Annotated in this window: 19 protein-coding genes; 11 read left to right on the top strand and 8 right to left on the bottom strand. The window is 46.9% G+C overall.

Annotated features, from left to right (window positions below; translation table 11 throughout):
* Positions 1-57: 57 nt before the first annotated feature.
* Together murJ and ICN13_RS05985 are read left to right on the top strand one after the other, a co-directional pair.
* Positions 58-1,611, top strand: coding sequence for a murein biosynthesis integral membrane protein MurJ (gene murJ / locus ICN13_RS05980; RefSeq protein WP_216139485.1), 1,554 nt, complete (start codon positions 58-60; stop codon positions 1,609-1,611).
* Between the two features lie 5 nt (positions 1,612-1,616).
* On the top strand, positions 1,617-2,459 hold the full coding sequence (locus ICN13_RS05985) for a SirB1 family protein (RefSeq protein ID WP_216139486.1): 843 nt from the start codon (positions 1,617-1,619) through the stop codon (positions 2,457-2,459).
* Between the two features lie 22 nt (positions 2,460-2,481).
* Here ICN13_RS05985 and ICN13_RS05990 read toward each other — a convergent pair whose 3' ends face one another.
* Entirely contained in the window at positions 2,482-3,129 is a 648-nt protein-coding gene (locus tag ICN13_RS05990) for a DedA family protein (RefSeq protein ID WP_216139487.1), read from the bottom strand.
* 58 nt (positions 3,130-3,187) lie between these two features.
* On the opposite strand from ICN13_RS05990, the gene miaA reads away from it, so the two are divergent.
* A complete protein-coding gene (gene miaA, locus ICN13_RS05995; RefSeq protein WP_216139488.1) occupies positions 3,188-4,192 on the top strand; it encodes a tRNA (adenosine(37)-N6)-dimethylallyltransferase MiaA in 1,005 nt (334 codons plus the stop codon).
* A gap of 12 nt (positions 4,193-4,204) precedes the next feature.
* On the opposite strand, the gene purM is transcribed toward miaA, so the two are convergent.
* Complete coding sequence (gene purM, locus ICN13_RS06000; protein WP_216139489.1) at positions 4,205-5,257, bottom strand: phosphoribosylformylglycinamidine cyclo-ligase; 1,053 nt, start codon at positions 5,255-5,257, stop codon at positions 4,205-4,207.
* Between the two features lie 72 nt (positions 5,258-5,329).
* Here purM and ICN13_RS06005 point away from each other — a divergent pair, with 72 nt between their 5' ends.
* The 6 genes from ICN13_RS06005 to panB are packed head-to-tail and all read left to right on the top strand — an operon-like array spanning position 5,330 to position 10,598.
* On the top strand, positions 5,330-6,319 hold the full coding sequence (locus ICN13_RS06005; protein WP_216139490.1) for an AI-2E family transporter: 990 nt from the start codon (positions 5,330-5,332) through the stop codon (positions 6,317-6,319).
* Positions 6,320-6,329: 10 nt separating this feature from the next.
* Complete coding sequence (hda, locus tag ICN13_RS06010; RefSeq protein WP_216139491.1) at positions 6,330-7,085, top strand: DnaA regulatory inactivator Hda; 756 nt, start codon at positions 6,330-6,332, stop codon at positions 7,083-7,085.
* Between the two features lie 19 nt (positions 7,086-7,104).
* The gene (locus ICN13_RS06015) at positions 7,105-7,785 is read left to right on the top strand and encodes an HAD-IB family hydrolase (RefSeq protein ID WP_216139492.1); all 681 of its coding nucleotides are present in this window, start codon (positions 7,105-7,107) and stop codon (positions 7,783-7,785) included.
* The gene (pcnB, locus tag ICN13_RS06020) at positions 7,782-9,185 is read left to right on the top strand and encodes a polynucleotide adenylyltransferase PcnB (protein ID WP_216139493.1); all 1,404 of its coding nucleotides are present in this window, start codon (positions 7,782-7,784) and stop codon (positions 9,183-9,185) included. Before ICN13_RS06015 ends, pcnB begins: the two co-directional genes overlap by 4 nt.
* A 52-nt stretch (positions 9,186-9,237) precedes the next feature.
* Positions 9,238-9,765, top strand: a complete 528-nt coding sequence (gene folK / locus ICN13_RS06025; protein WP_216139494.1) for a 2-amino-4-hydroxy-6-hydroxymethyldihydropteridine diphosphokinase — start codon at positions 9,238-9,240, stop codon at positions 9,763-9,765.
* Positions 9,766-9,782: 17 nt separating this feature from the next.
* Positions 9,783-10,598, top strand: coding sequence for a 3-methyl-2-oxobutanoate hydroxymethyltransferase (gene panB / locus ICN13_RS06030; protein ID WP_216139495.1), 816 nt, complete (start codon positions 9,783-9,785; stop codon positions 10,596-10,598).
* 14 nt (positions 10,599-10,612) lie between these two features.
* Here panB and dnaJ read toward each other — a convergent pair whose 3' ends face one another.
* The 5 genes from dnaJ to hrcA all read right to left on the bottom strand — a co-directional run bounded on the left by dnaJ (position 10,613) and on the right by hrcA (position 16,741).
* The gene (gene dnaJ, locus ICN13_RS06035; protein ID WP_216139496.1) at positions 10,613-11,749 is read right to left on the bottom strand and encodes a molecular chaperone DnaJ; all 1,137 of its coding nucleotides are present in this window, start codon (positions 11,747-11,749) and stop codon (positions 10,613-10,615) included.
* Between the two features lie 100 nt (positions 11,750-11,849).
* Positions 11,850-13,784 carry a molecular chaperone DnaK gene (gene dnaK, locus ICN13_RS06040; protein ID WP_216139497.1) on the bottom strand — a complete coding sequence of 645 codons (1,935 nt, stop codon included), beginning with the start codon at positions 13,782-13,784 and terminating at the stop codon, positions 11,850-11,852.
* Between the two features lie 189 nt (positions 13,785-13,973).
* Positions 13,974-14,516, bottom strand: coding sequence for a nucleotide exchange factor GrpE (grpE, locus tag ICN13_RS06045; RefSeq protein ID WP_216139498.1), 543 nt, complete (start codon positions 14,514-14,516; stop codon positions 13,974-13,976).
* Positions 14,517-14,592: 76 nt separating this feature from the next.
* The gene (gene hemH / locus ICN13_RS06050) at positions 14,593-15,687 is read right to left on the bottom strand and encodes a ferrochelatase (protein ID WP_216139499.1); all 1,095 of its coding nucleotides are present in this window, start codon (positions 15,685-15,687) and stop codon (positions 14,593-14,595) included.
* Between the two features lie 43 nt (positions 15,688-15,730).
* Entirely contained in the window at positions 15,731-16,741 is a 1,011-nt protein-coding gene (hrcA, locus tag ICN13_RS06055) for a heat-inducible transcriptional repressor HrcA (protein ID WP_216139500.1), read from the bottom strand.
* 37 nt (positions 16,742-16,778) lie between these two features.
* Here hrcA and ICN13_RS06060 point away from each other — a divergent pair, with 37 nt between their 5' ends.
* Together ICN13_RS06060 and recN are read left to right on the top strand one after the other, a co-directional pair.
* A complete protein-coding gene (locus ICN13_RS06060; protein ID WP_216139501.1) occupies positions 16,779-17,684 on the top strand; it encodes an NAD kinase in 906 nt (301 codons plus the stop codon).
* 26 nt (positions 17,685-17,710) lie between these two features.
* Entirely contained in the window at positions 17,711-19,381 is a 1,671-nt protein-coding gene (gene recN / locus ICN13_RS06065) for a DNA repair protein RecN (RefSeq protein ID WP_216139502.1), read from the top strand.
* Positions 19,382-19,384: 3 nt separating this feature from the next.
* Here the strand turns inward: recN and glnE are convergent, their stop codons facing one another.
* A complete protein-coding gene (gene glnE / locus ICN13_RS06070; RefSeq protein WP_216139503.1) occupies positions 19,385-22,213 on the bottom strand; it encodes a bifunctional [glutamate--ammonia ligase]-adenylyl-L-tyrosine phosphorylase/[glutamate--ammonia-ligase] adenylyltransferase in 2,829 nt (942 codons plus the stop codon).
* Between the last annotated feature and the right edge of the window lie 7 nt (positions 22,214-22,220).

A 22,220-nucleotide genomic window follows, 5' to 3' on the forward strand; every position in this document is an offset into this window, starting at 1 on the left:
TTTACCTTAAAGGGGCAAAAAAGCCCAGTCGACCCATAAATAGGTGAAAATCGGCTCATGAACCTGCTTTCTGCCGCCGCCAAGGTCAGCTCCCTCACCATGTTGTCCCGAATTACGGGATTGCTCCGGGAAACCCTGATTGCCCGTAGTTTCGGGGCTTCAGAGTGGACGGATGCCTTTAATGTGGCATTCAGAATCCCCAATTTACTGCGTCGTTTATTTGCCGAAGGGGCCTTTTCTCAGGCTTTTGTTCCCATTTTGGGAGAAATATCCAAGGATGGGGACCAAAAACAGGCCCAAATCCTCGTTAATGCGGTCGCCACCCTATTATTTTGGGCTTTACTGCTCACGGTATTACTGGGCGTCATTGGCGCCCCCTTGCTCATTCTGGTGATTGCTACCGGATTTAGTGGTGGTCCAGCTTATGAGGCCAGCGTTGTCATGACCCGCATGATGTTTCCCTATATCGGGCTGATTTCCCTGGTTTCACTATCCGCCGGAATTCTGAATACTTTTCAGCGTTTCGCTATTCCCGCATTTACGCCCGTTTTATTAAATCTGGCCTTAATCGGAAGTGCCTTATTTTTAGCCCCTCATTTGGAGCAACCAATCTATGCCTTGAGTATTGGTGTGCTCTTGGGTGGCGTCTTGCAATTAGTAATTCAGGTTCCCGCACTTTCTCGCCTAGGACTTTTGCCACGCATTGGTTTATTACCAGGCGCCATTAAAACTGCCATCGCCAATCCTGAAGCAAAGCGAGTTTTAAAGTTGATGGGGCCAGCAGTCTTTGCTGTGTCTGTCGCGCAAATCTCCCTCATCATTAATACCAATATTGCCTCGCGCCTACAAACCGGAAGTGTTTCCTGGCTCTCCTACGCTGATCGCTTGATGGAGTTTCCAACGGCATTGTTAGGTGTAGCTTTAGGTACCGTTCTACTTCCAAGCCTCAGCAAAGCGAATGCAAAAAATGATTTAGCGCACGCCGGTGAATTGCTGATCTGGGGATTGCAACTCACATTCTTATTGGCTGCCCCCTGCGCCATTGCACTCTTTATTTTTGGGGAGCCTCTTGCAGCAGCGTTATATCACTATGGAAAATTTAATGCACTAGATGTCCTAATGACACAAAGGGCATTGGCTGCGTATGGCGTTGGTTTGATTGGCTTAATTTTGGTCAAAATTTTGGCGCCTGGTTTTTATTCACGCCAAGACATACGCACTCCGGTAAAAATTGGCCTACTAGTACTTGTTGCAACCCAATTGGCAAATATTGTTTTTGTACCTTGGCTAGGACATGCAGGCCTAGCCCTCTCTGTTGGTGCTGGAGCCTGCCTCAATGCCGCCCTCCTATGGGTTGGCCTGCATCAGCGTGGTGCGCTACCTAGCTCTGCTTGGACGAAATACCTTGGGCAGCTTTTTTTAGCATTGCTGCCTTTTTCAGCAGTGCTTTTTTATGCTGCAGGAGCCCATAATTGGATCGCACTCCAGGCCGAGCCCTGGACGCGGATTGGCTTGCTGGCGGCATGGCTAGCTGGTGCTGCCATTGTTTACTTTAGCGCCCTGGGTCTTGTTGGAATTCGCTGGCAAAAATTCTTGCGTCATGCAAAATAGGACTTATGCCAACACAACAACTCGACTATTTCACCTCTTTAGTTGCTGAAGACGACCACCTTCCGCTAACGGAGGCTGCAATCGCTGTAGCACAACATGCATATCCGGATTTAGATGTGCAAGGCGTACTTGATCAACTTGATCAACTTGGCAATAAGTTGAAGTCACGAATCACTCCTGACACATCACCGATTCAGCGCTTGCAAATTCTGAAACACTTTTTTTATACCGAGTTAGGCTTTGGCCCCAATCCGAATGATTTCTACGCGCCTGAAAATTCTTATTTGCACTACGTACTTGAAAATCGCAGGGGCATTCCGATTTCACTAGCAATTCTTATGATTGAATTGGGAAACCAAATTGGCTTAAAGATTCGCGGCGTTTCATTTCCAAACCATTTCATGATGCGCATCTCTTTGCAACAAGGCGAGGTCATCATGGATCCGCTTACTGGTGAATCGCTCTCTAAAAATCAACTACAAGAGATGCTTGATCCCTACTTAGACGCCAAGGGCTATCGTGGTGAATTGAGCCTACCCCTCAATGTCTTCCTGCGGGCCTCTAACCCACGTGAAATCTTATCTCGCTTCCTACGCAACCTCAAAATGATCTATTCAGAACATGAGCGCTGGGAACGCTTACTTGGTATTCAAGAGCGCTTAGTGATTCTGCTGCCAGATTCAATCGAAGAAGTTCGTGATCGTGGGCTCATCTTTGCCCAATTAGAATATTTACGACCAGCCCTAGAGGATATGCATCGCTACCTAAGCGAATCACCAGAAGCAGAGGATGCTGGTGATATTCGTGAACATATTGCGACGCTAGAGAGTCAAGCTAAGTTTCATTGAACCTTAGCTTGATAGCGTTGGCCTACTGCTTTTGTTTACGCTGAAATATTTTGTACAGAGCAGCCAAGACAACTGGAATTAATGCAGCACCAATACCGATCAAAACAATCACATTCAAGTTTTGGCGAATGATCGGAATATTTCCGAAAAAGTATCCGGCAATCACTAAGCCAAAGACCCACAGTACGGCCCCAGTGATGTTGAAAAACTGAAAACGTGAGAAGTTCATCTCAGAGACGCCTGCAATAAATGGCGCAAAGGTACGAATGATTGGCAAGAAACGGGCCAAGATGATGGTCTTGCCACCATGCTTTTCATAAAATGCATGGGTCTTCAATAAAGCACGCTGATCGATCCAACGCGACTGACTACTAAAAATTCTTTTACCAATCCAGCGGCCAATGAAATAGTTGACGGTATTACCTGCTATGGCAGCGATCAGCAAGCCAATGCACAAGGTCCAAAGATTGAAATGCTCGGTAGCGCAATAAGCCCCGGCAATAAATAAGAGCGAGTCACCTGGCAAGAATGGTGCAATTACTAAACCCGTTTCAGCAAACACAATTGCAAACAGTAGCCCATAAGCCCAAGGGCCATATTGCGCAATCACCACATCTAGATGACGGTCAATGTGCAGAAATAAATCGCTGAGTTGTAAAAGGGCATCCATCTAGTGGCACTCCAAATATTGGCTTGATGCGGATATTAACAGGCTCCTATAATCAGGCATGCAAACTGAACCCTACATTCAGCCTATGCATGCCCCAGAGACCATTCCAGTGCTTTGCATTGTGGGTCCCACTGGCGCAGGCAAAACCCATCTCGCCATGCTGCTTGCCGAGCACGCTAAATCTATTGGCTTGAATATTGAACTGATCAGCATGGATTCTGCATTGGTCTATCGCGGTCTAGATATTGGCAGCGCAAAGCCCACAAAAGCAGAACAAGCGGCAGTGATTCATCATCTCATCGATATTTTGGAACCCACAGAGGTTTATTCAGCCGCTCGCTTTGCCAAAGATGCCACTCGCCTTTGTGCAGAAATCCGCAGCAGAGGAAATATTCCGATTGTTGTTGGTGGCACGATGCTGTATTGGCGAGCTTGGGCACATGGGCTCTCTTCACTACCACCTGCTAATCCAGAAATTCGTGCTCGTCTAGATGATGAAGGTAAAGCGATTGGTTGGCCAGCAATGCATGCCAAACTTGAATTAGTGGATCCAGAGACGGCAGCGCGCTTAAAGCCTAACGATTCACAACGGGTACAACGCGCATTAGAAGTGTTTGAGATCACCGGCAAATCAATGTCTAGCTTACTAGCCGACTCGCCCAGTGAAGATGGTAGAGAAGGCTCAAGCATTCCTGCGTGGATTCATTTAGTTTCGCTTGAGCCCAGTGATCGCGCAAGACTGCATGCCAACCTAGAAAAACGTTTTGACGAAATGCTAGCGGCTGGATTTATGGATGAAGTCAAAGCACTGCGTAATAATCTCAACTTACATGCAGACCTTCCTGCAATTCGCTCAGTGGGCTACCGACAGGCATGGGAGTTTCTGAATGGAGAAATTGATCTTGATCAGATGCGCTATAAAGCTCTGGCAGCCACAAGGCAATTAGGTAAAAGACAATTAACTTGGTTGCGTGCAATCGCAGGTAGAAAAACCTTTGACCCCTTCAAGCCAGAAGAGCTTGCAGCAGCATTGGACTACTGTAAAAGCACTTTACAAAAATAAACGCTGCTCGTTTTAGATAACAATAGTTTGTGGCGCATCTTTGGGACGCTCTACAACCTCGCCAACAGTCCAAGCCTTGAGACCTTGCGCTGTCAATGATTTGATTGCAGCATCCGCTTGGCCTGGAGAAACAATCACGACCATGCCAATACCGCAGTTAAATACGCGGACCATCTCCGCATCAGCAACGCCACCCTTCATTTGCAACCAGCGGAAGAGTTCTGGCATTTGCCAGCTATCGCGATGCAATACTGCTTGAGTATTTTCTGGAAGAACGCGTGGGACGTTATCCACTAGACCGCCGCCAGTGATGTGCGCCATTCCCTTCACATCGATCTCAGTAATGAGTTTCAAGAGGGGCTTCACATAAATCTCGGTTGGAGCCATCACTACATCGCCAAGAGAGCGGCCGCCTAAATCATCGCTTGGCTTTGCGCCTGCACGTTCAATAATTTTGCGGACTAATGAATAGCCGTTAGAGTGCGCACCACTCGAGCCGATTGCCAAGACAACATCTCCAGGAACAATCGTATTGCCAGTAATAATTTTCGATTTCTCAACTGCACCAACAGCAAATCCAGCTAAGTCATACTCACCTGGCGGATACATTCCTGGCATCTCTGCAGTTTCACCACCGATGAGTGCGCAACCAGATAACTCACAACCCTTAGCAATACCACCAACTACTGTAGCCGCAGTATCAACAGTCAGCTTGCCGCAAGCAAAGTAGTCCAAGAAGAAAAGAGGCTCTGCACCTTGCACCAAAATGTCATTCACGCTCATCGCAACCAAGTCTTGACCAATCGTGTCGTGGCGATTCCACTCAAAAGCCAAGCGAAGCTTAGTACCTACACCATCAGTACCGGATACCAAAACAGGCTCTTTATAGCGCTTGGGAACCTCAAAAAGGGCTCCAAAGCCGCCAATTCCAGCCAAGACGCCCTCCCGCATGGTCTTCTTAGCTAGCGGCTTAATGCGATCTACCAAGTCATCCCCAGCGTCAATATCAACACCAGCATCGCGGTAAGAAAGGCCTTTTGATGGGGAATTTGTAGATGAAGTCATGTCAGAGTCGGAATATTGGTGAAAAATGTCACTTGGTCAGTAGAATCATTGAATTCTAGAGGATTACTTGTAATGGCTGAAATTTTTACCCCTTTTCTGGCTGCTTTTATTCTGGCCTACATCCTAAGGCCTGCTTTTCTATGGCTAGAAGGACATCGCGTGCCTGCAACAGTCGCGGCAGGGTTAAGTGTCATTCTTGGGTTGGGCGTGGTCATTGCGATTTTGAGCCTCTTTGTTGGGCTACTTAAAACTGAAATCCCCCTTATTAAGGCGCAGCTACCTGACTGGATTGCCAATACCCAAGCTTGGCTTGGCCCTAAATTGGCAGAACTTCACCTGAATGTCGACTGGGGCGCTTTAAAAACATCAGCGTCTCATAAAATTTCAACACACATTAGCGACAATGCTGATGCACTCATGACCAGTACATTTGAAACTGTACTCATGTCCGGTAGCTCTGTCATTGCAGCATTTGTTAATTCTGTTTTGATTATTTTTGTGATGTTCTATTTACTGATTGACTGGAATCACTTCTTCGGTCTGATCAAAAAAATCTTGCCTATACGTGCACAAGAAACTGTTCATCACTTAGCAATGCACACCGACGGTTTGCTCTCGCAATATTTACGTGGCATGGTTATCGTCATTTCGATCATGTCTGTTTTTTATAGTATTGGCTTAAGTCTGATTGGCATCAAAGGTGCAGTTGCTTTGGGTGTATTTACAGCGCTCATGATCGTGATTCCCTACATTGGTATTGCACTGGGTTTTTCACTGGCAGTAATGTCCGCCTTGCTTCAATTTGGCCCTCAGCAAGAACTGATTGCCGTGCTTGTTTTATATGGTCTTGGTCAATTTTTAGAAGGCTTTGTGCTGACTCCCCGCTTAGTGGGCGAACGTATTGGCCTGCACCCAGTTGCAGTGCTATTTGCCTTGCTACTCTTTGGCAAACTCTTCGGCTTTTTTGGCGTACTACTTGCACTACCGATTAGCGCAGTCAGTTTGGTATTGGTTCAATATCTTTGGTCTGTGTATACACAAAGCTCTTGGTATCAAAAATAATTTAGCAGGAATGAATACACCTCCGCTTCCAAGACAATTTGCTTTAGATCTTAGTCATACCCCCAAAGCTAGTCTCGATAATTACCTGCCTAGCAATGACCGGGCACTCATTTCTACTTTGCAGACGCTTTGCCAAGCTTGGCAAAATCATTCCATCGCTCAAAATAGCAATCCACTCAATCATCGCTGGATTTATTGGTGGGGCCCAGAAGGATCTGGACGCACCCATCTTTTAGAGGCGGTGATAAACGCTGCTGAGAATGCAGGGATTGAGTCTTTTTCTCTTAACCCTAGAGAGCCCATCTCCTGGGTTCGCCTTGAAGAAAAAATGAGTGCTCTGGCACAAAGTGATGCCCCCTCAGTGATTACCGTTGATGATGTAGATGCATTGGATGAGCGTTTGGTTGGCGCCCTGTTTCGCATTCTGAATGGCGTTCAAGCCAGCAAGAATATTCATATATTGATGGCCGGCAAGGCTGCGCCTGTTAATTTGGACTTACGCGAGGATCTGCGGACCCGTCTAGGATGGGGTTTGGTCTTTCAAACACAGCTTTTGGATGATGATGAGAAAATACAAGCCTTAGAGCAGGCCGCTAAAGCGCGAGGATTAGTCTTATCACCTGACGTATTGCCTTGGCTGCTAAATCGCTTTTATCGCGATATGCCGAATTTAATGGCCTTGATTGATGCTTTGGATGCGTATTCATTAGAAACGAAACGTGCTGTAACCTTACCTCTCGTACGCGAGCTCTTGCAGCCAAAATAATTTACTTAATATTCCATTTGTGACCCAGTTAGCCCTTTTCGACTTAGATAGCACCCTCCTCCCTTGCGATAGTGATTATGAGTGGGGGCAATTTTTAGCACGCATTGGCGTAGTCGATGGCATTGATTACGCAAAAAAAAATGAGCGCTTTTATCAAGACTACAAAGACGGCAAGCTCGATATTCATGCATTTCTCCGTTTTTCCTTAAAGCCGCTTTCGGAACATTCTCGCGCCCAACTCAAGGAATGGCATGATGCCTTCATGAAGGAAGTGATCAATGGCCATCTCCGTCAAACAGCAATTGATTTGGTAAAACGGCATCAAGATGCTGGAGATATTTGCTGCGTCATCACCGCTACTAATAGCTTTGTTACACGCCCAATTGTGGAAAGCTTTGGCATCGAACACCTGATTGCAACAGAGCCTGCTACCATCGGTGATAGCCCTTTAGCGAACTTCACTGGCGAAGTAAAAGGTATACCGAATTTTCGTGAAGGCAAGATTCAAAATCTACATGAATGGCTGGCAGCTCACAAGCTATCTTTCGACAAGATGCCACGTAGCTATTTCTACTCTGACTCCATCAATGATCTGCCCCTCTTAGAAGAAGTTAGTAATCCTGTTGCCACCAATCCAGATGAACGTCTGCGTAATGAGGCCAATAAACGCAACTGGCCCATTCTTGAGTTGTTTGCATGATTACTAAATTCATCAAGCGCATCTTGCGTCGTGACCCAATGGTCAAGCATACGCAAGCAAACAATACCGGGGCGCCAAAACGTATCCCTAAAAAAGCACATCGGATTGACCCCCATTTGCTCTCAAAGAATGCAGTCAAAGTAACGGACACCCTTCAGCAGGCTGGCTTTGAAGCCTTCATTGTTGGTGGGGCAGTACGCGATCTCGCACTAGGAATTGGCCCGAAAGATTTTGACGTTGCTACCAATGCAACTCCAGACCAAGTTCAAAGACTGTTTCGTAAAGCACGCCTCATTGGTCGACGCTTTCAGATTGTGCACGTCACCTTTTTTGGTAAAGGCCATCCTGAAATCATTGAGGTCTCTACCTTTAGAGCTCTGCTAGATAATGCCGGCGATCATGTTGCCGAAAGTGGGCGCATATTGCGTGATAACGTGTGGGGCTCACAAGGGGAAGATGCTGCAAGGCGAGACTTCACCATCAATGCAATGTATTACGACCCCTCTAGCGAAACTGTGCTCGACTATCACGGTGGCATGGCAGACATGCAAAAGAAAACCTTGCGTATGATTGGTGATCCTGCAAAACGCTATCGTGAAGATCCGGTTCGCATGCTCAGAGCTATCCGCTTTGCTGCTAAAACTGGATTTACCTTGGATGCGGCAACACGCGCGCCGATTGCCAAGCTAAGTAATCTTTTGCAAGATGTTCCATCAGCCAGACTTTTTGATGAAATCCTCAAGTTACTCATGTCTGGATATTCTTGGGCTGCAATTCAAGGCTTAAAAGATGCCGGCCTTCATCACGGCCTACTCCCATTGCTCGACCATATTCTGGATAGTGGTGAGGACTCTAAGGGTGCGAATGATTTCGTGAAATTGGCATTAGCCAATACCGACCAGCGTATTCAATCTGGCAAAAGTGTTTCGGCAGGATTCTTATTTGCCACCCTACTTTGGCCCGACCTTCTTAAGAACTGGAAAGCCAATATTGCCAAGGGAATTTCTAATATCCCCGCACTACATGACGCCATGGACGATACGATTGCTACCCAAAGTAGCGGCATGACGATTCAGCGGCGCTTTGAGAGTGATATGCGCGAGATTTGGTCTATGCAACCCCGCTTTGAAAAGCGGGTTGGGCGCTACCCCTATCGCCTAATCGAATCTCCACGCTTTAGGGCGGGTTATGACTTTATGCTCCTGCGCTGCGCAACTGGCGAGCAAGACCCTACTATTGGGCAATGGTGGACCGACTTCATTGCTGCTGATCCAGCTGGGCAAGAGGCCTTAATGACTAGCGCCAAGACTGAACTGGGTAGTAGCGCCAGCTCTCCCGCCAAAAGGCGCCGCCGTAGAAAGCCTAAATCTACCTCATCCCCCGAACCTGAAGCAGGCTAAGCAAACTTAGAGAAATTTCAGTAAAGTAGTTTCATCTCTAGTTTGGAATCGTATGGCACGAGCATTTATCGGATTTGGCGGCAATATCGGCGACACACGGCAGCTCATCACTGACGCGATTGTTTGCCTAGCACTACGCTCTGAATTACAAATTCTTGCTAAAAGCTGCTTTTATCAAAGCGCGCCTATTGACGCTACTGGTGGTGATTACATCAATGCTGTAATCGAAATTGAAACTGAACTCACGCCCTACAGCCTGCTCCATGTCTGCCAAGCAATTGAGCAAGAGTTTGGTAGAGAGCGTCCCTATTCAAATGCGCCACGCACGCTTGACCTAGATATCCTATCTTTCGAGGGTGTTATCCAAAATGAAACTGAGCTGATATTGCCTCACCCCAGAATTATTGAGCGCTCATTTGTCCTGCTCCCTCTTCTTGAAATAGCTCCTAATTTCTTCTTGCCAGATCTAGGCGAACTGAAGACTTATTTACCCAAAGTAGCTGACCAAAGAATTGAAAAACTACCCTGCAGGAACTGTAATTGCTGGGAAAAAGCCGTTTATAGCCAATCGGCGCATTAATTCATTAAACTCTCGCCATGGGTTACTTACAAGGCGATAAGCCAATCTCCATCACAAAGCTTCTCGCTATGCATGCTGAGCGAGAAAAAATTACTATGCTCACTGCATATGACTCGACCATGTCAGCACTACTTAATCGCTGCGGAGTCGAGGTCATTCTAATCGGTGATTCCTTAGGCAATGTGATTCAGGGTCACTCTAGTACAACGCCAGTGACTGTTGAACAAATGGTCTATCACACCGAATGTGTGGCGCGTGCAAATACACATGCATTTTTGATATCCGATCTTCCATTTGCAAGTTATGGTGATCCAATACAAGCATTAGATTCCGCAGCAGAACTGATGCGCGCTGGCGCTGATATGGTCAAGCTTGAAGGCGGAGACTGGCAAGCGGACATCATCCAATACCTCGTTGAGCGCAGCGTTCCTGTTTGTGCACACCTTGGCCTGCTTCCACAGTCAGTTCATTTGTTGGGTGGCTACAAGGTGCAAGGTAAATCCAAGGATGCTGCAAGCCATATGCTCGAGCAAGCACTCACCTGCCAAGCAGCAGGCGCGCAAATGGTAGTGCTTGAGGCGATCCCCTCTTCGCTGGGAGAAAAAATTACTGAGGAGCTCCATATTCCGACTATCGGAATTGGTGCAGGACCGGATTGCTCTGGTCAGGTATTGGTTCTACAGGATATGTTGGGTATTAGTCCTGGCAAACCGCCCAAGTTTGTTAAAAACTTTATGGATGGTCACCAATCAATCGAAGCAGCTGTTAAAGCTTATGTGCGCGAAGTCAAATCCGGAAAGTTTCCCGGACTTGAGCACGGTTTTGCTGGCTGATTTGTCGCCAGCACTTAACTAAAGAAGCTCTTTACACCATCAAACCAGCCCTTTTGCTGCGGACTGTGTTTATCACCACCAGATTTGAGGCTTTCATCAAACTGCTGCAGTAATTTTTTCTGCTCATCGGTTAATTTCACCGGGGTCTCCACTAAAACGTGCACAAAAAGATCTCCCACTAAAGTGGAACGCAATCCTTTGATACCTTTGTTACGTAAACGGAAAGTCTTACCAGTTTGAGTGCCTTCCGGAATCGGAAACTCAACGCGACCCGATAAGGTTGGAACTTCGATTTCACCGCCAATAGTTGCCGTTGCAAATGAGATTGGCATTTGTACATGTAAATCACTGCCATCACGCTCAAATACTGGGTGTGGCTTAACGCGAACTTCTACATAGAGGTCGCCTGACGGCCCACCGTTAATGCCAGGCTCGCCATTGCCAACTGAGCGGACCCGCATACCATCGTCAATGCCTGCTGGAATTTTGATTTCCAGGGTTTTTTGTTCTTTGTGTTTTCCGGAACCATGACACGTTTTGCAAGGTTTCGGAATGTACTCCCCAGTGCCGCGACACTTAGGGCAAGTCTGCTGCATCGAGAAGAAGCCTTGTTGGACACGTACTTGACCATGACCGTCACAGGTAGAGCATGTTTCTGCTTTTGTACCAGGCTCAGCACCAGTACCGTGGCAAGGCTTGCAGTTACTCCAACTTGGCACACGAATCTGCGTTGTGTAACCTTCAGCCGCTTGCTCAAGGGTGATATCCATGTTGTAACGAAGATCGGCACCCTTATAAACCTGTGGACCAGAATGACGTCCGCCACCTTGACCAAAGATATCGCCAAAGATATCTCCAAAGGCATCTGCAAATCCGCCGCCGCCAAAACCGCCACCGCCAAATCCCCCGCCCATTGAAGGATCAACACCAGCATGACCATACTGATCATAAGCAGCGCGCTTGTTTGGATCCGAGAGTGTTTCGTAAGCTTCTTTAGCTTCTTTAAATTGGGCTTCAGCCGTTTTGCTATCAGGGTTGCGATCGGGGTGATACTTCATTGCCATTTTGCGATAAGCTTTTTTCAGCTCTTCTTCGCTGGCACTTTTGGCTACACCGAGCACTTCATAAAAATCGCGTTTACTTTTAGGCACGGCCTATTCCTTTCAACAACCTGAATGACACAAGTCGGCACGAGGCCGACTTGTTGTTTAAGCACTTCAAAACTACGTTAATAAATGTCCGATTAAAGAATTACTTCTTGTCATCAACCTCTTTAAAATCAGCATCAACCACATCAGCATCTGGAGCAGCTTGTTGTGCGCCACCAGGGGCTGCGCCAGGAGCGGCACCGCCAGCTTTAGCTTGTTCTGCAGCCATCACTTTCTCACCTAGCTTCTGACTTGCTTTACCTAAAGCTTCGGTCTTCGCTTCAATCACAGTCTTGTCACTGCCTTTGATAGCCTCATCCAACTCTTTAAGGGCGGCTTCAATCGCTTCTTTTTCGGAAGCTTCTAAGCTAGTACCATGCTCTTCCAAAGCCTTCTTAGTAGAGTGAGCCAAAGCATCAGCAGTATTACGCGCTGTTACCAGCTCTAATGCCTTCTTATCTTCAGCAGCATTGGCTTCAGCGTCCTTCACCATGCGCTGAATTTCTTCTTCAGTTAAACCAGAGTTTGCCTTGATGGTGATCTTGTTCTCTTTACCAGTAGTTTTATCTTTTGCCGTTACATGCAAAATACCATTGGCATCAATATCAAAAGTCACTTCAATTTGCGGCATACCACGCTGAGCTGGAGCAATACCTTCGAGATTAAATTCACCAAGTAATTTGTTTGCAGCAGCCATCTCGCGCTCACCCTGGAAGCACTTAATAGTTACCGCAGGCTGGTTGTCTTCCGCAGTGGAATAAACCTGTGAATGCTTAGTAGGAATCGTGGTGTTCTTTGGAATCATCTTGGTCATGACGCCACCAAGAGTTTCGATACCCAATGACAACGGGGTAACGTCCAAGAGCAATACGTCCTTACGATCACCAGACAATACAGAACCCTGAATTGCAGCACCGACAGCTACCGCCTCATCTGGGTTGACGTCTTTACGTGGCTCTTTTCCAAAGATTTCTTTTACTTTGTCTTGAACCGCAGGCATACGAGTTTGACCGCCGACCAAAATCACGTCGTCGATATCCGCTACGTTTACGCCAGCATCTTTGATTGCAGTTAAGCAAGGACCAGCTGTACGCTTAATCAACTCTTCAACCAAAGACTCTAACTTGGCGCGGGTCAACTTCAAGTTCAAATGCTTTGGACCGCTAGCATCAGCCGTCACGTAAGGCAGATTGATTTCAGTTTGTTGTGCAGATGACAACTCGATCTTAGCTTTTTCAGCAGCATCTTTCAAACGCTGCAATGCCAAAACATCTTTACTTAAATCAACGCCTTGTTCTTTCTTGAACTCAGCAATGATCCAATCAATAATGCGTTGGTCGAAGTCCTCACCACCCAAGAAGGTATCGCCGTTGGTAGAGAGCACTTCAAATTGCTTTTCGCCATCCACGTTAGCAATCTCAATGATGGATACGTCAAATGTACCGCCACCCAAGTCATATACAGCGATCTTACGATCTACTTTGTCTTGCTTGTCTAGGCCGAAAGCCAATGCAGCTGCTGTTGGCTCGTTAATGATGCGCTTCACATCTAAGCCAGCAATACGACCAGCGTCTTTAGTGGCTTGACGTTGACTGTCATTAAAGTAAGCAGGGACAGTAATCACCGCCTCCGTTACTTCTTCGCCGAGATAGTCTTCAGCAGTCTTTTTCATCTTGCGCAAGATTTCAGCAGAAACTTGCTGTGGCGCCATTTTCTTATCACGCGCTTCAACCCATGCATCACCGTTATCAGCGGCAATAATTGAATACGGCATGAGGCCAATATCTTTTTGCACTTCAGGATCAGTAAATTTACGACCCATCAAGCGCTTGACTGCGTAGATTGTATTTTTAGGGTTTGTTACTGACTGACGCTTCGCTGGCGCGCCAACCAATACTTCGCCATCCTCAACGTAAGCGATGATGGATGGAGTTGTGCGAGCGCCTTCTGCGTTCTCGACAACCTTAGGTGCATTGTTTTCAACAACAGAAACGCATGAGTTAGTCGTTCCTAAGTCGATTCCGATAATCTTTCCCATAATTACTCCAAAAAATGAAATTACTGTGTTGTGCTTCTAATGTGTTTTTGGCAACCCCAAGGACTGCCGCAAATATTCCAATACTCAATAAGTGGGGTCTAAAAAGGGGAATTCAAGGGCTGAAAGAGCAAAAAAGGCAGAAATCTGCCTTTTTTATGCTTTTTTAGGGTTTTGCCCCTTATTTTTAGCTTATTTCGGGGCGCTGACTGTCACCAAAGCCGGTCTGAGTACCCGATCTGCCACGGTATAGCCCCGCTGGAGCACTGAAACCACGGTATTGGCCTCCTGCCCGGATGGGACTGGAGCAATTGCCTGATGATGGTGCGGATCAAACTTATCGCCAACCGCAGGATTAATTTCGGTCATGCGACCTTTTTCAAAGGCAGCCAAAAGCTGCTTGAGTGTAATTTCTAGACCCTCTTTAAAAGCCTTTGCATCACCAGCATCCGTACTTAAGGCCGCATACAAACTATCGGTAACTGGCACTAAATGTTCCGCAAAACTTTCAATCGCAAACTTATGCGCCTTAGCAATATCTTCAACGGCGCGACGGCGAATATTTTCACCTTCTGCTTTAGCACGCAAAAAATGATCTTGTAATTCACCAAGCTTTTGATTGAGTTCCGCAATTTCCTCTTCAGGAGTTTTAACGGCAGCAACTTCCGGGGTTGCTTCAGCCGAACCCTCTGCTGCTGGATTTTCGTGTTCTGGATTTTGATTTTCTTGTGTCATGGATGCTCATTCGCTTTTCTGTATTTTGCCCTACGTAAAGCTGGTACTTTTCAATATTGGGGCAATCGATTCAATTTCAAGTGATGGATTTTTCAGCTAAATCAGCTCTCGTAGCACGCTGAGTCAACTCCTCTTTGGATTCAGTACCTAGATTCCACCCCAACATGTGCTGATAGGCTATATCACTTAAGGCTTCAATCCATTTAGGGTTACTGTTTAAGCAGGGAATATAGCGATAGTCATTGCCGCCATGGTCTAAAAAGATTTCCTTGGCTTCCATAGCAATCTCTTCGAGCGTCTCTAAACAATCCGCCGGAAATCCTGGGCAAAAAATATCAATGCGCTGGCAACCTTCTTTTGCTAACTTCTCAATGGTTGGTGCGGTATACGGCTTTAACCATTCTGCTTTACCGAAACGTGATTGAAAGGTAACGATGTATTGACCTGGCTCTAAACCTAAAGACTCGCCAAGCAGACGACCGGTTTTCAAGCACTCACAATGATAGGGATCACCCTTCATCAAGTTACGCTTAGGTAATCCGTGGAAGGACATTACAAAGCGATCGCCTCGTTCGAAATCCGGATGACCGTCTTTATCCCAGGCGCTGAGAACCTGATCGCGAAGTGCGGAGATATAAGCTGAGTTGTCATGGTAATACTTCACTGAACGCAGCTCTGGCTGACTTCTCCAGGTGCTCAGAACCCGAAAGACTTCATCAAAACTGGAGGCGGTGGTAGTAGCTGAATATTGCGGATACAAAGGAAGTAACAGCAAACGCTCCATACCCTGCTCCCTCAGGCTCTCCAGGGCCTCTTGGGTAGATGGCTTGCCATAGCGCATCGCTAAATCAACCAAAACAGTATGGCCTTCACTAGCAAACTTCTCGCCCAACTCTTTCGCCTGTAGGCGCGAATAGTGCATCAACGGTGATCCGAGTTGTGGCAACCAAATCGATGCATATTTTTTTGCTGACTGACTACTACGAATCGGCAAAATAATGCCATTCAATATGAACCACCAAATAATGCGTGGAATTTCTACGACGCGCGGATCAGAGAGAAACTCTTTTAAATACGCTCTCACAGCTTTTGGCGTTGGTGCAGATGGCGTACCTAAGTTCAGCAGAAGGACTGCTGTCTTAGTGGGTCGTAGATGAGGATTCTGATTCAAAATAATTTGTCTTTAATAAATGTTAAATGCTTGCAATCAATTTTTAGGAGCTCAGGGCGCCTGACAATAACTTGGAAGTGATATCCACAATTGGAATCACTCTGTCATAAGCCATACGAGTTGGCCCAATGACTCCGAGAGTACCAACAATCTGACCATCTACGCTATAAGGCGCACTAATCACCGCCAAATCTTCATAGGGCAATAAATCACTCTCGCCACCAATAAAGATTTGAATACCATCGGCATGACTTGAGACATCGAGCAATTGCATCAGCACGGATTTTTGCTCCAACATATCAAACATCTTACGCAACTTATCCAGGTTGGAGCTTAAATCACCCACATTTAATAAGCGACGCTCCCCTGAGAGCACCATATCGCCTCGGCTCATATCGTAATCAGCAACACCACTTTGAAGCGCCAAAGCCATCAAACCAGATATATCTGCCCTTAAGTTATCCAGATCGGATTTGAGATGCAAGCGTACTTGATCAAAACTTTTTCCAGCAAATTGGGTGTTGATGTAATTACCAGCTTCAATTAATTGGCTTGGCGTGTAATCCTGACTAGTTGGCAAAATCCGGTTTTGTACATCGCCCTCTGGCGTAACCATGATTAATAAGATCTTGCCTTCACCCAAACGCAAAAACTCAATATGTTTAAAAACTTGGGCCCGCTTGGGAGTCATGACAACTCCAGCAAAATGACTTAAGTTAGACAAAATTTGTGCGGCAGAATTTAAAACCCGCTGAGGGGAGTCTGGCAAAAGTCCTTTTTCAAGCTCGCGGGTAGCGATTTCTTCTAAGGGGCGAACCGTCACCATTGTGTCCACAAATAAGCGATAGCCTCTTGGCGTCGGAATTCGGCCTGCCGAGGTATGGGGGCTGGTAACTAGGCCCATATCCTCCAAATCCGCCATTACATTACGAATGGTGGCCGCAGAGAGGTCTAAACCCGAGAATCTGGATAGGGTGCGCGAGCCGATAGGCTGGCCCTCCTCGATATAACGCTCGATGAGGGTTTTGAGTAAAGCGCGGGAACGTTCATCCATGGTGGAAGGGATTTTATGCCTATGGTTTAATCGTTATATGTTAAGCCCATCCCCAAATTCTTCCAAGAAGGCCTTTAGCCGGGTGGCCCTCGTCGGCAAATTGCAGGCAGATGGCATCGAAGAACGCTTAAATGACCTAGCCAAACTGGTTTCGGGCCTAGGTTGTGAGGTTTTTATTGAGGCCGACACTGCCGCCCATCTTGGCTTAAATAGCCACCCCATCAAAACAGCCCAAGACTTTGCAGGGGCAATTGACCTAGTAGTGGTTTTGGGCGGGGACGGAACTATGCTGGGCATTGCCCGTCAATTAGCGGGTAGCAATGTGCCGCTCGTTGGAATCAATATGGGTCGTCTTGGCTACATGACAGATATTCCCATTCAGTCTGTAAAAGATACTCTCCCAAAAATCATTGCTGGTGAATATGAAGCCGACACCAGGACATTGTTAGATGCCGTTGTTCTTCGTGACGGTAAAGTCATTAATCGCGCCTTGGCACTTAATGATGTTGTTGTAAACCGCTCTGGTATTTCTGGGATGGTGGAGTTAGCAGTGCGCGTCAATGGATCTTTTATGTATAACCAACGATCCGATGGTTTGATTGTTTCAACTCCAACCGGCTCAACTGCATATGCCCTCTCTGCTGGCGGACCTATTTTGCATCCGCATGTTGCTGGTATTTTGCTAGTACCAATTGCACCTCACTCACTTTCCAATCGTCCGATTGTCTTGCCACAAGATAGCGTTACAGTGATTGAAGTCATTAATGGACTTGAAGTGATTGTCAATTTTGATATGCAATCACAAACCAATTTACAAAGTGGTGACACCATTGAAGTGCGCCAATCTGATAAAACCATTGACCTTTTACACCCCAGCAATCACAGCGATTACAAAACTTTGCGTGAAAAATTGCATTGGAATGAATACCCATCGACTTTCTGATGTCGAGTTCTTTGCTACGCTAATACATGCTTCAAACTATCTCACTTCGTGACTTCGTCATTGTTGATCAGCTTGAGCTGGACTTTTCGGCTGGGTTCACTGTTCTCACGGGTGAAACCGGCGCTGGTAAATCGATCCTATTGGATGCGCTTAGCCTAGTTCTGGGTGAGCGCGCTGACAGCAGTCAAATACGGGAAGGCAGTAATCGAGCAGAAATCTCCGCCCTCTTTCGAATTGATCCAGAACTGCTTCAATCATTTGGTCAATGGCTAGATGAGCAAGGCTTCCCTATTGAAGATGACGGTCAAAGCCTCTTACTTAAAAGAACTGTAGAGAGCAACGGCAGAAGTCGTGCTTTTATCAATGGCAGCGTTGCTACCTTGGCACAACTGCGTGAAGCTGGCGATCAACTCGTAGACATTCATGGGCAACATGCGCACCAACTATTGCTAAAGGGCGGCGCCCAACGCGAACTGCTTGATCGCCATGCTGGCTTATTACCGCTCGCCACTGAAGTAGCGCAATCCTTTAAAACACTCAATGAGTCTCGTCGTCGCCTTGAACAGGCAGAAAATGCAGGGCAAGATATTGAGCGCGAACGTGAACGCTTAGAGTGGCAACTGGAAGAGCTCACTGAGCTATCACCCCAAGAGGGAGAGTGGCTAAGCATTCAAGGTGAGCACGCACGACTTGCCAATGGGGCGAAAATTATTGGTGGCTGCCAAGAAGCGATTGAAATGTTAAGTGACGCTGATAACTCGATTGAATCCAGCCTCTCTAAGGTATGCGGCACTATTGGTGCATTGGCAGAACATGATCCGGCCCTCAGTAATATTAGCGAAGCTCTTGAGTCCGCCCAAATTCAATTAGACGAAGCTATTCATAGCCTGAATCGATACTTACAAAAAGTAGATCTTGATCCCGCACGACTTGCTCAAGTGGAAGAGCGCATGCAAGCTCTTCATAGTGCCGCCAGAAAATACCGTACTGAGGCAGATGGATTACCAGCGTTGCTTCAAGAGACTGCTGAACGATTAGATGCCCTAACTGCGTCTCAGAATATTGAAGCCTTACGTGAAAAAGTACAGCAGGAAGAGCTTGCTTATCTCAAACTTGCAAAACAACTCTCTCAAAAACGTGCGGGTGCCGCTGCCGAACTAGGAAAATTGGTTACAGATGCAATGCAGAATTTATCAATGGCAGGTGGACGCCTAGAAATTGCCTTAAGCCCACTAAGTGAAGGTGGCTCACACGGCTTAGAGCAAATCGAATTCTTGGTTGCGGGGCACGCTGGCAGTACACCACGCTCTTTGGCTAAAGTTGCTTCCGGTGGTGAGCTCGCCCGTATCAGCCTGGCAATTAGCGTAATCACCAGCAAAGCATCATTTACGCCCACCCTCATATTTGATGAGGTCGATGCAGGTATTGGTGGCGCAGTTGCAGAAACGGTTGGTAAGCTGTTGCACCAATTAGGGCAATCTCATCAAATCTTGTGCGTCACCCATCTGCCTCAAGTTGCAGCACAAGGTAATCACCATCTGAAAGTTAGCAAGTCACAATCTGGTGATAAAACAATCTCACAAGTACAGCCTTTAGGTAGAGTGGAACGTGTCGAAGAAATTGCGCGCATGTTAGGTGGCGCAACCATTACTGACACTACTCGTCGTCATGCTCGCGAGTTACTAGAGCAAAACTAAATCTTAAGAATCTCTCTGGGCATCAGAAGGCGCCTGGAAGATTGCTAGCCAAAGTGATGTCACAGCAGATCTAGCAGCACTTAAGTCAGACTCACTATCAAGCTTGATACGGGTTTTTTCTGCTCCATCTAGGCGCAGACGATGCTGGCGTGCCCTCAAGAGACGATAAGCATTAGCCACTGAGTCAGCAATTTTTTCCTTAATCAAGCCTGCCTCTCCTGCAATGCGAAGCAAAGCAATATTGCCAAGATTACCAATCAGCTGGGGGTGTTGATGTGAGTACGCCAGAACTAAGAACTGCACAATAAATTCGATATCTACCATGCCGCCAGAGTCATGCTTGAGGTCAAACTCACCACTTGCATTAGGATGTCCTGCATGAACCTTACGGCGCATCTCTAGAATTTCAATACGAAGCTGATCAATATTGCGTTGCTGACTCAACACCTCGGAGCGCACAAGATCAAAGTCGAAACCTACGGCTAAATTACCAGCGGAGAAGCGTGCCCTGGTTAAGGCTTGGTGCTCCCAAACCCAAGCAGCGTTATCACCTTCACGCATTTGATACTTCTTAAAAGCCTCAGCATTGGTTACCAGGAATCCAGCCGAGCCATTCGGGCGAAGCCGAGTATCGATTTCAAATAAACTGCCAGTGGATGTAAATGCAGTCAACCAATTAATCATACGTTTCGCTAAAAGTGCATAGATTTCTTGCGCAGCATAATCAGCCTCATCCGATTGGTACAAAAATACCAAATCGAGATCAGAAGCATAGCCAAGCTCCTTGCCTCCCAACTTGCCGTAAGAAATAACTGCAAATGGTGCAAGGAAATCTTGAGATAAGCCAAACTTCTGGGCAACACCGGGCCAGACGCGTTCAAAAGTAGTCTGCAATATTAGATCCGCTAGGGCTGACAAATGATCACTCACCTTTTCAACTGACAGGGGCTCATCAACACCAATACCAAGGTCAGCTAAGAGCGTGATAAATGTCTCGGTATGGTGAGTCACGCGCAAAATATCCATTGCCTGCTCCGAACCATCGCCATCAGCCATCACATCATCAAGGCGCATATTTAGATTGGCCTTTACTTCTCGCCAATACTCTTCAGGCTCCTCAATCAAAGCCTTCTCCGTTCTTGAATTGAGTAAGTGATCTAATAAATGTGGGTGCCGCGTGAGGTACTGAGCACCCCATTGAGATGCCTTGAGTAAATCAAGTACATTAAACAGCGCCCTGGGATATTCAGCCAAGATCGACAGGTAGGCACTACGTCTTGCAATAGCCTCAAGCAAATCAAAAAATCGCAATAAGGTTTGATCGGCATGAGCCTGATTACCGCCAGGATGCTGCAAGTTGTCTGCAGCCTTACGCATTAAATTATCAAAGATGAGTCGACTTTTCTCGGGGATCTGTCTTTGCTTTGGGCCATCACGCCAGCTACTCCAGCGCACAAGCGTTTGTGGAAAATACTCCTCATCTGGCTCCCAGCTGGAATCTAAGGGGGCAAGCTCTAACCGAGCACTGTCATCCAATAAGAATGCTTTTTCAAAGAGGCGAGCAACATTGTTTTGATGACGATCCAACTCAGCCATGAAAGCCTTACTCTCGCCTTCTAGATCCCCATTTGCCATTGAGCTTGCCAAGCGCGAGCGAGCCAACTCATCATCTGGTAGGTAATGGGTTTGTTGATCATCCCAAACTTGAATACGATGCTCCAGACGCCTTAAGAAAACATAGGCCGTTTGCAAGGCCTCAATTTCCTCTGAGGGCAAAATTCCTCTTCGCCCAATCAGACTGAGAACTTCTAAAGTAGGGCGAACTCTAAAGCGAGGGTCAGTTCCCCCTCGCATCAACTGAAACATTTGCGCTAGAAACTCAATTTCTCGAATGCCGCCACGGCCTAACTTAATATCGCGGGAGCGGCCTTGATGTCCAGATGATCGCTTGTCAGCTTCATGTTGAATTTGAGCATGCAGGTCTCGAATAGATGCGATTACGCCGTAATCTAGATGGCGGCGATATACGAATGGACGAATTAGTTGATCCAATTCTTTTGCGCAGTAAATATGTTCTGGCGTTCCAGTCAAAGGTGCAATCAACCGGCCCTTGATCCAGGCATAGCGCTCCCACTCCCTGCCTTGAACCAAAAGATATTCCTCAAGCATCTCTAGGCTGCACACCAATGGCCCAGAGTCCCCATTGGGACGCAAGCGCATATCCACTCGAAAGACAAAACCGTTTTCATCATGCTCAGATAAGAGTCGAATTAAATGCTTGCCCATGCGAGAGAACCATTCATGGTTCGAAAGACTTTTGGGTCCGCCTTCAGTCTCACCCTCGTGCTCATACAAGAAAATCAGATCGATATCAGATGAGAGGTTCAGTTCAAAGCCGCCTAATTTACCCATACCAACGACCATCAGCGGCATCTCGGCATTATTGGGTTTACTCCATGGAAGCCCGAATCGATTTTTTAAATCTTCGCGAATATAGGCAATGGAGTCTGCAACAGCCAACTCAGCAAAATGGCTCAGACCATGGGTAACCTCATCTAAACTCGCCATCCCATTGAGATCCCGAAACGCAATCCAAATCATTAGGCGCTGCCTAGCCAGTCGCAGATTAGCCATAAACTGCGCCTCATCTAGCCCGGCCCCTGGCTGAGAGATGCCAGAAGTTTTTAGCAAATCTTGGATACCCTGCAAATCGACCTTTTTCTGCCCGCAAGACCTGAGCCAGTCAATCCATTCGGGGCGAGCATTCAGCCAGCGCCGCGCGTAGGTGGAATGCTGCTCTAGAAAAGCAATTTGCCGAGAAAATTCATCCATCCCCTCA

Origin of the sequence: Polynucleobacter sp. MWH-Berg-3C6 (assembly GCF_018881855.1) — a bacterium.
In the GTDB taxonomy this organism is placed as follows: Bacteria; Pseudomonadota; Gammaproteobacteria; order Burkholderiales; family Burkholderiaceae; genus Polynucleobacter.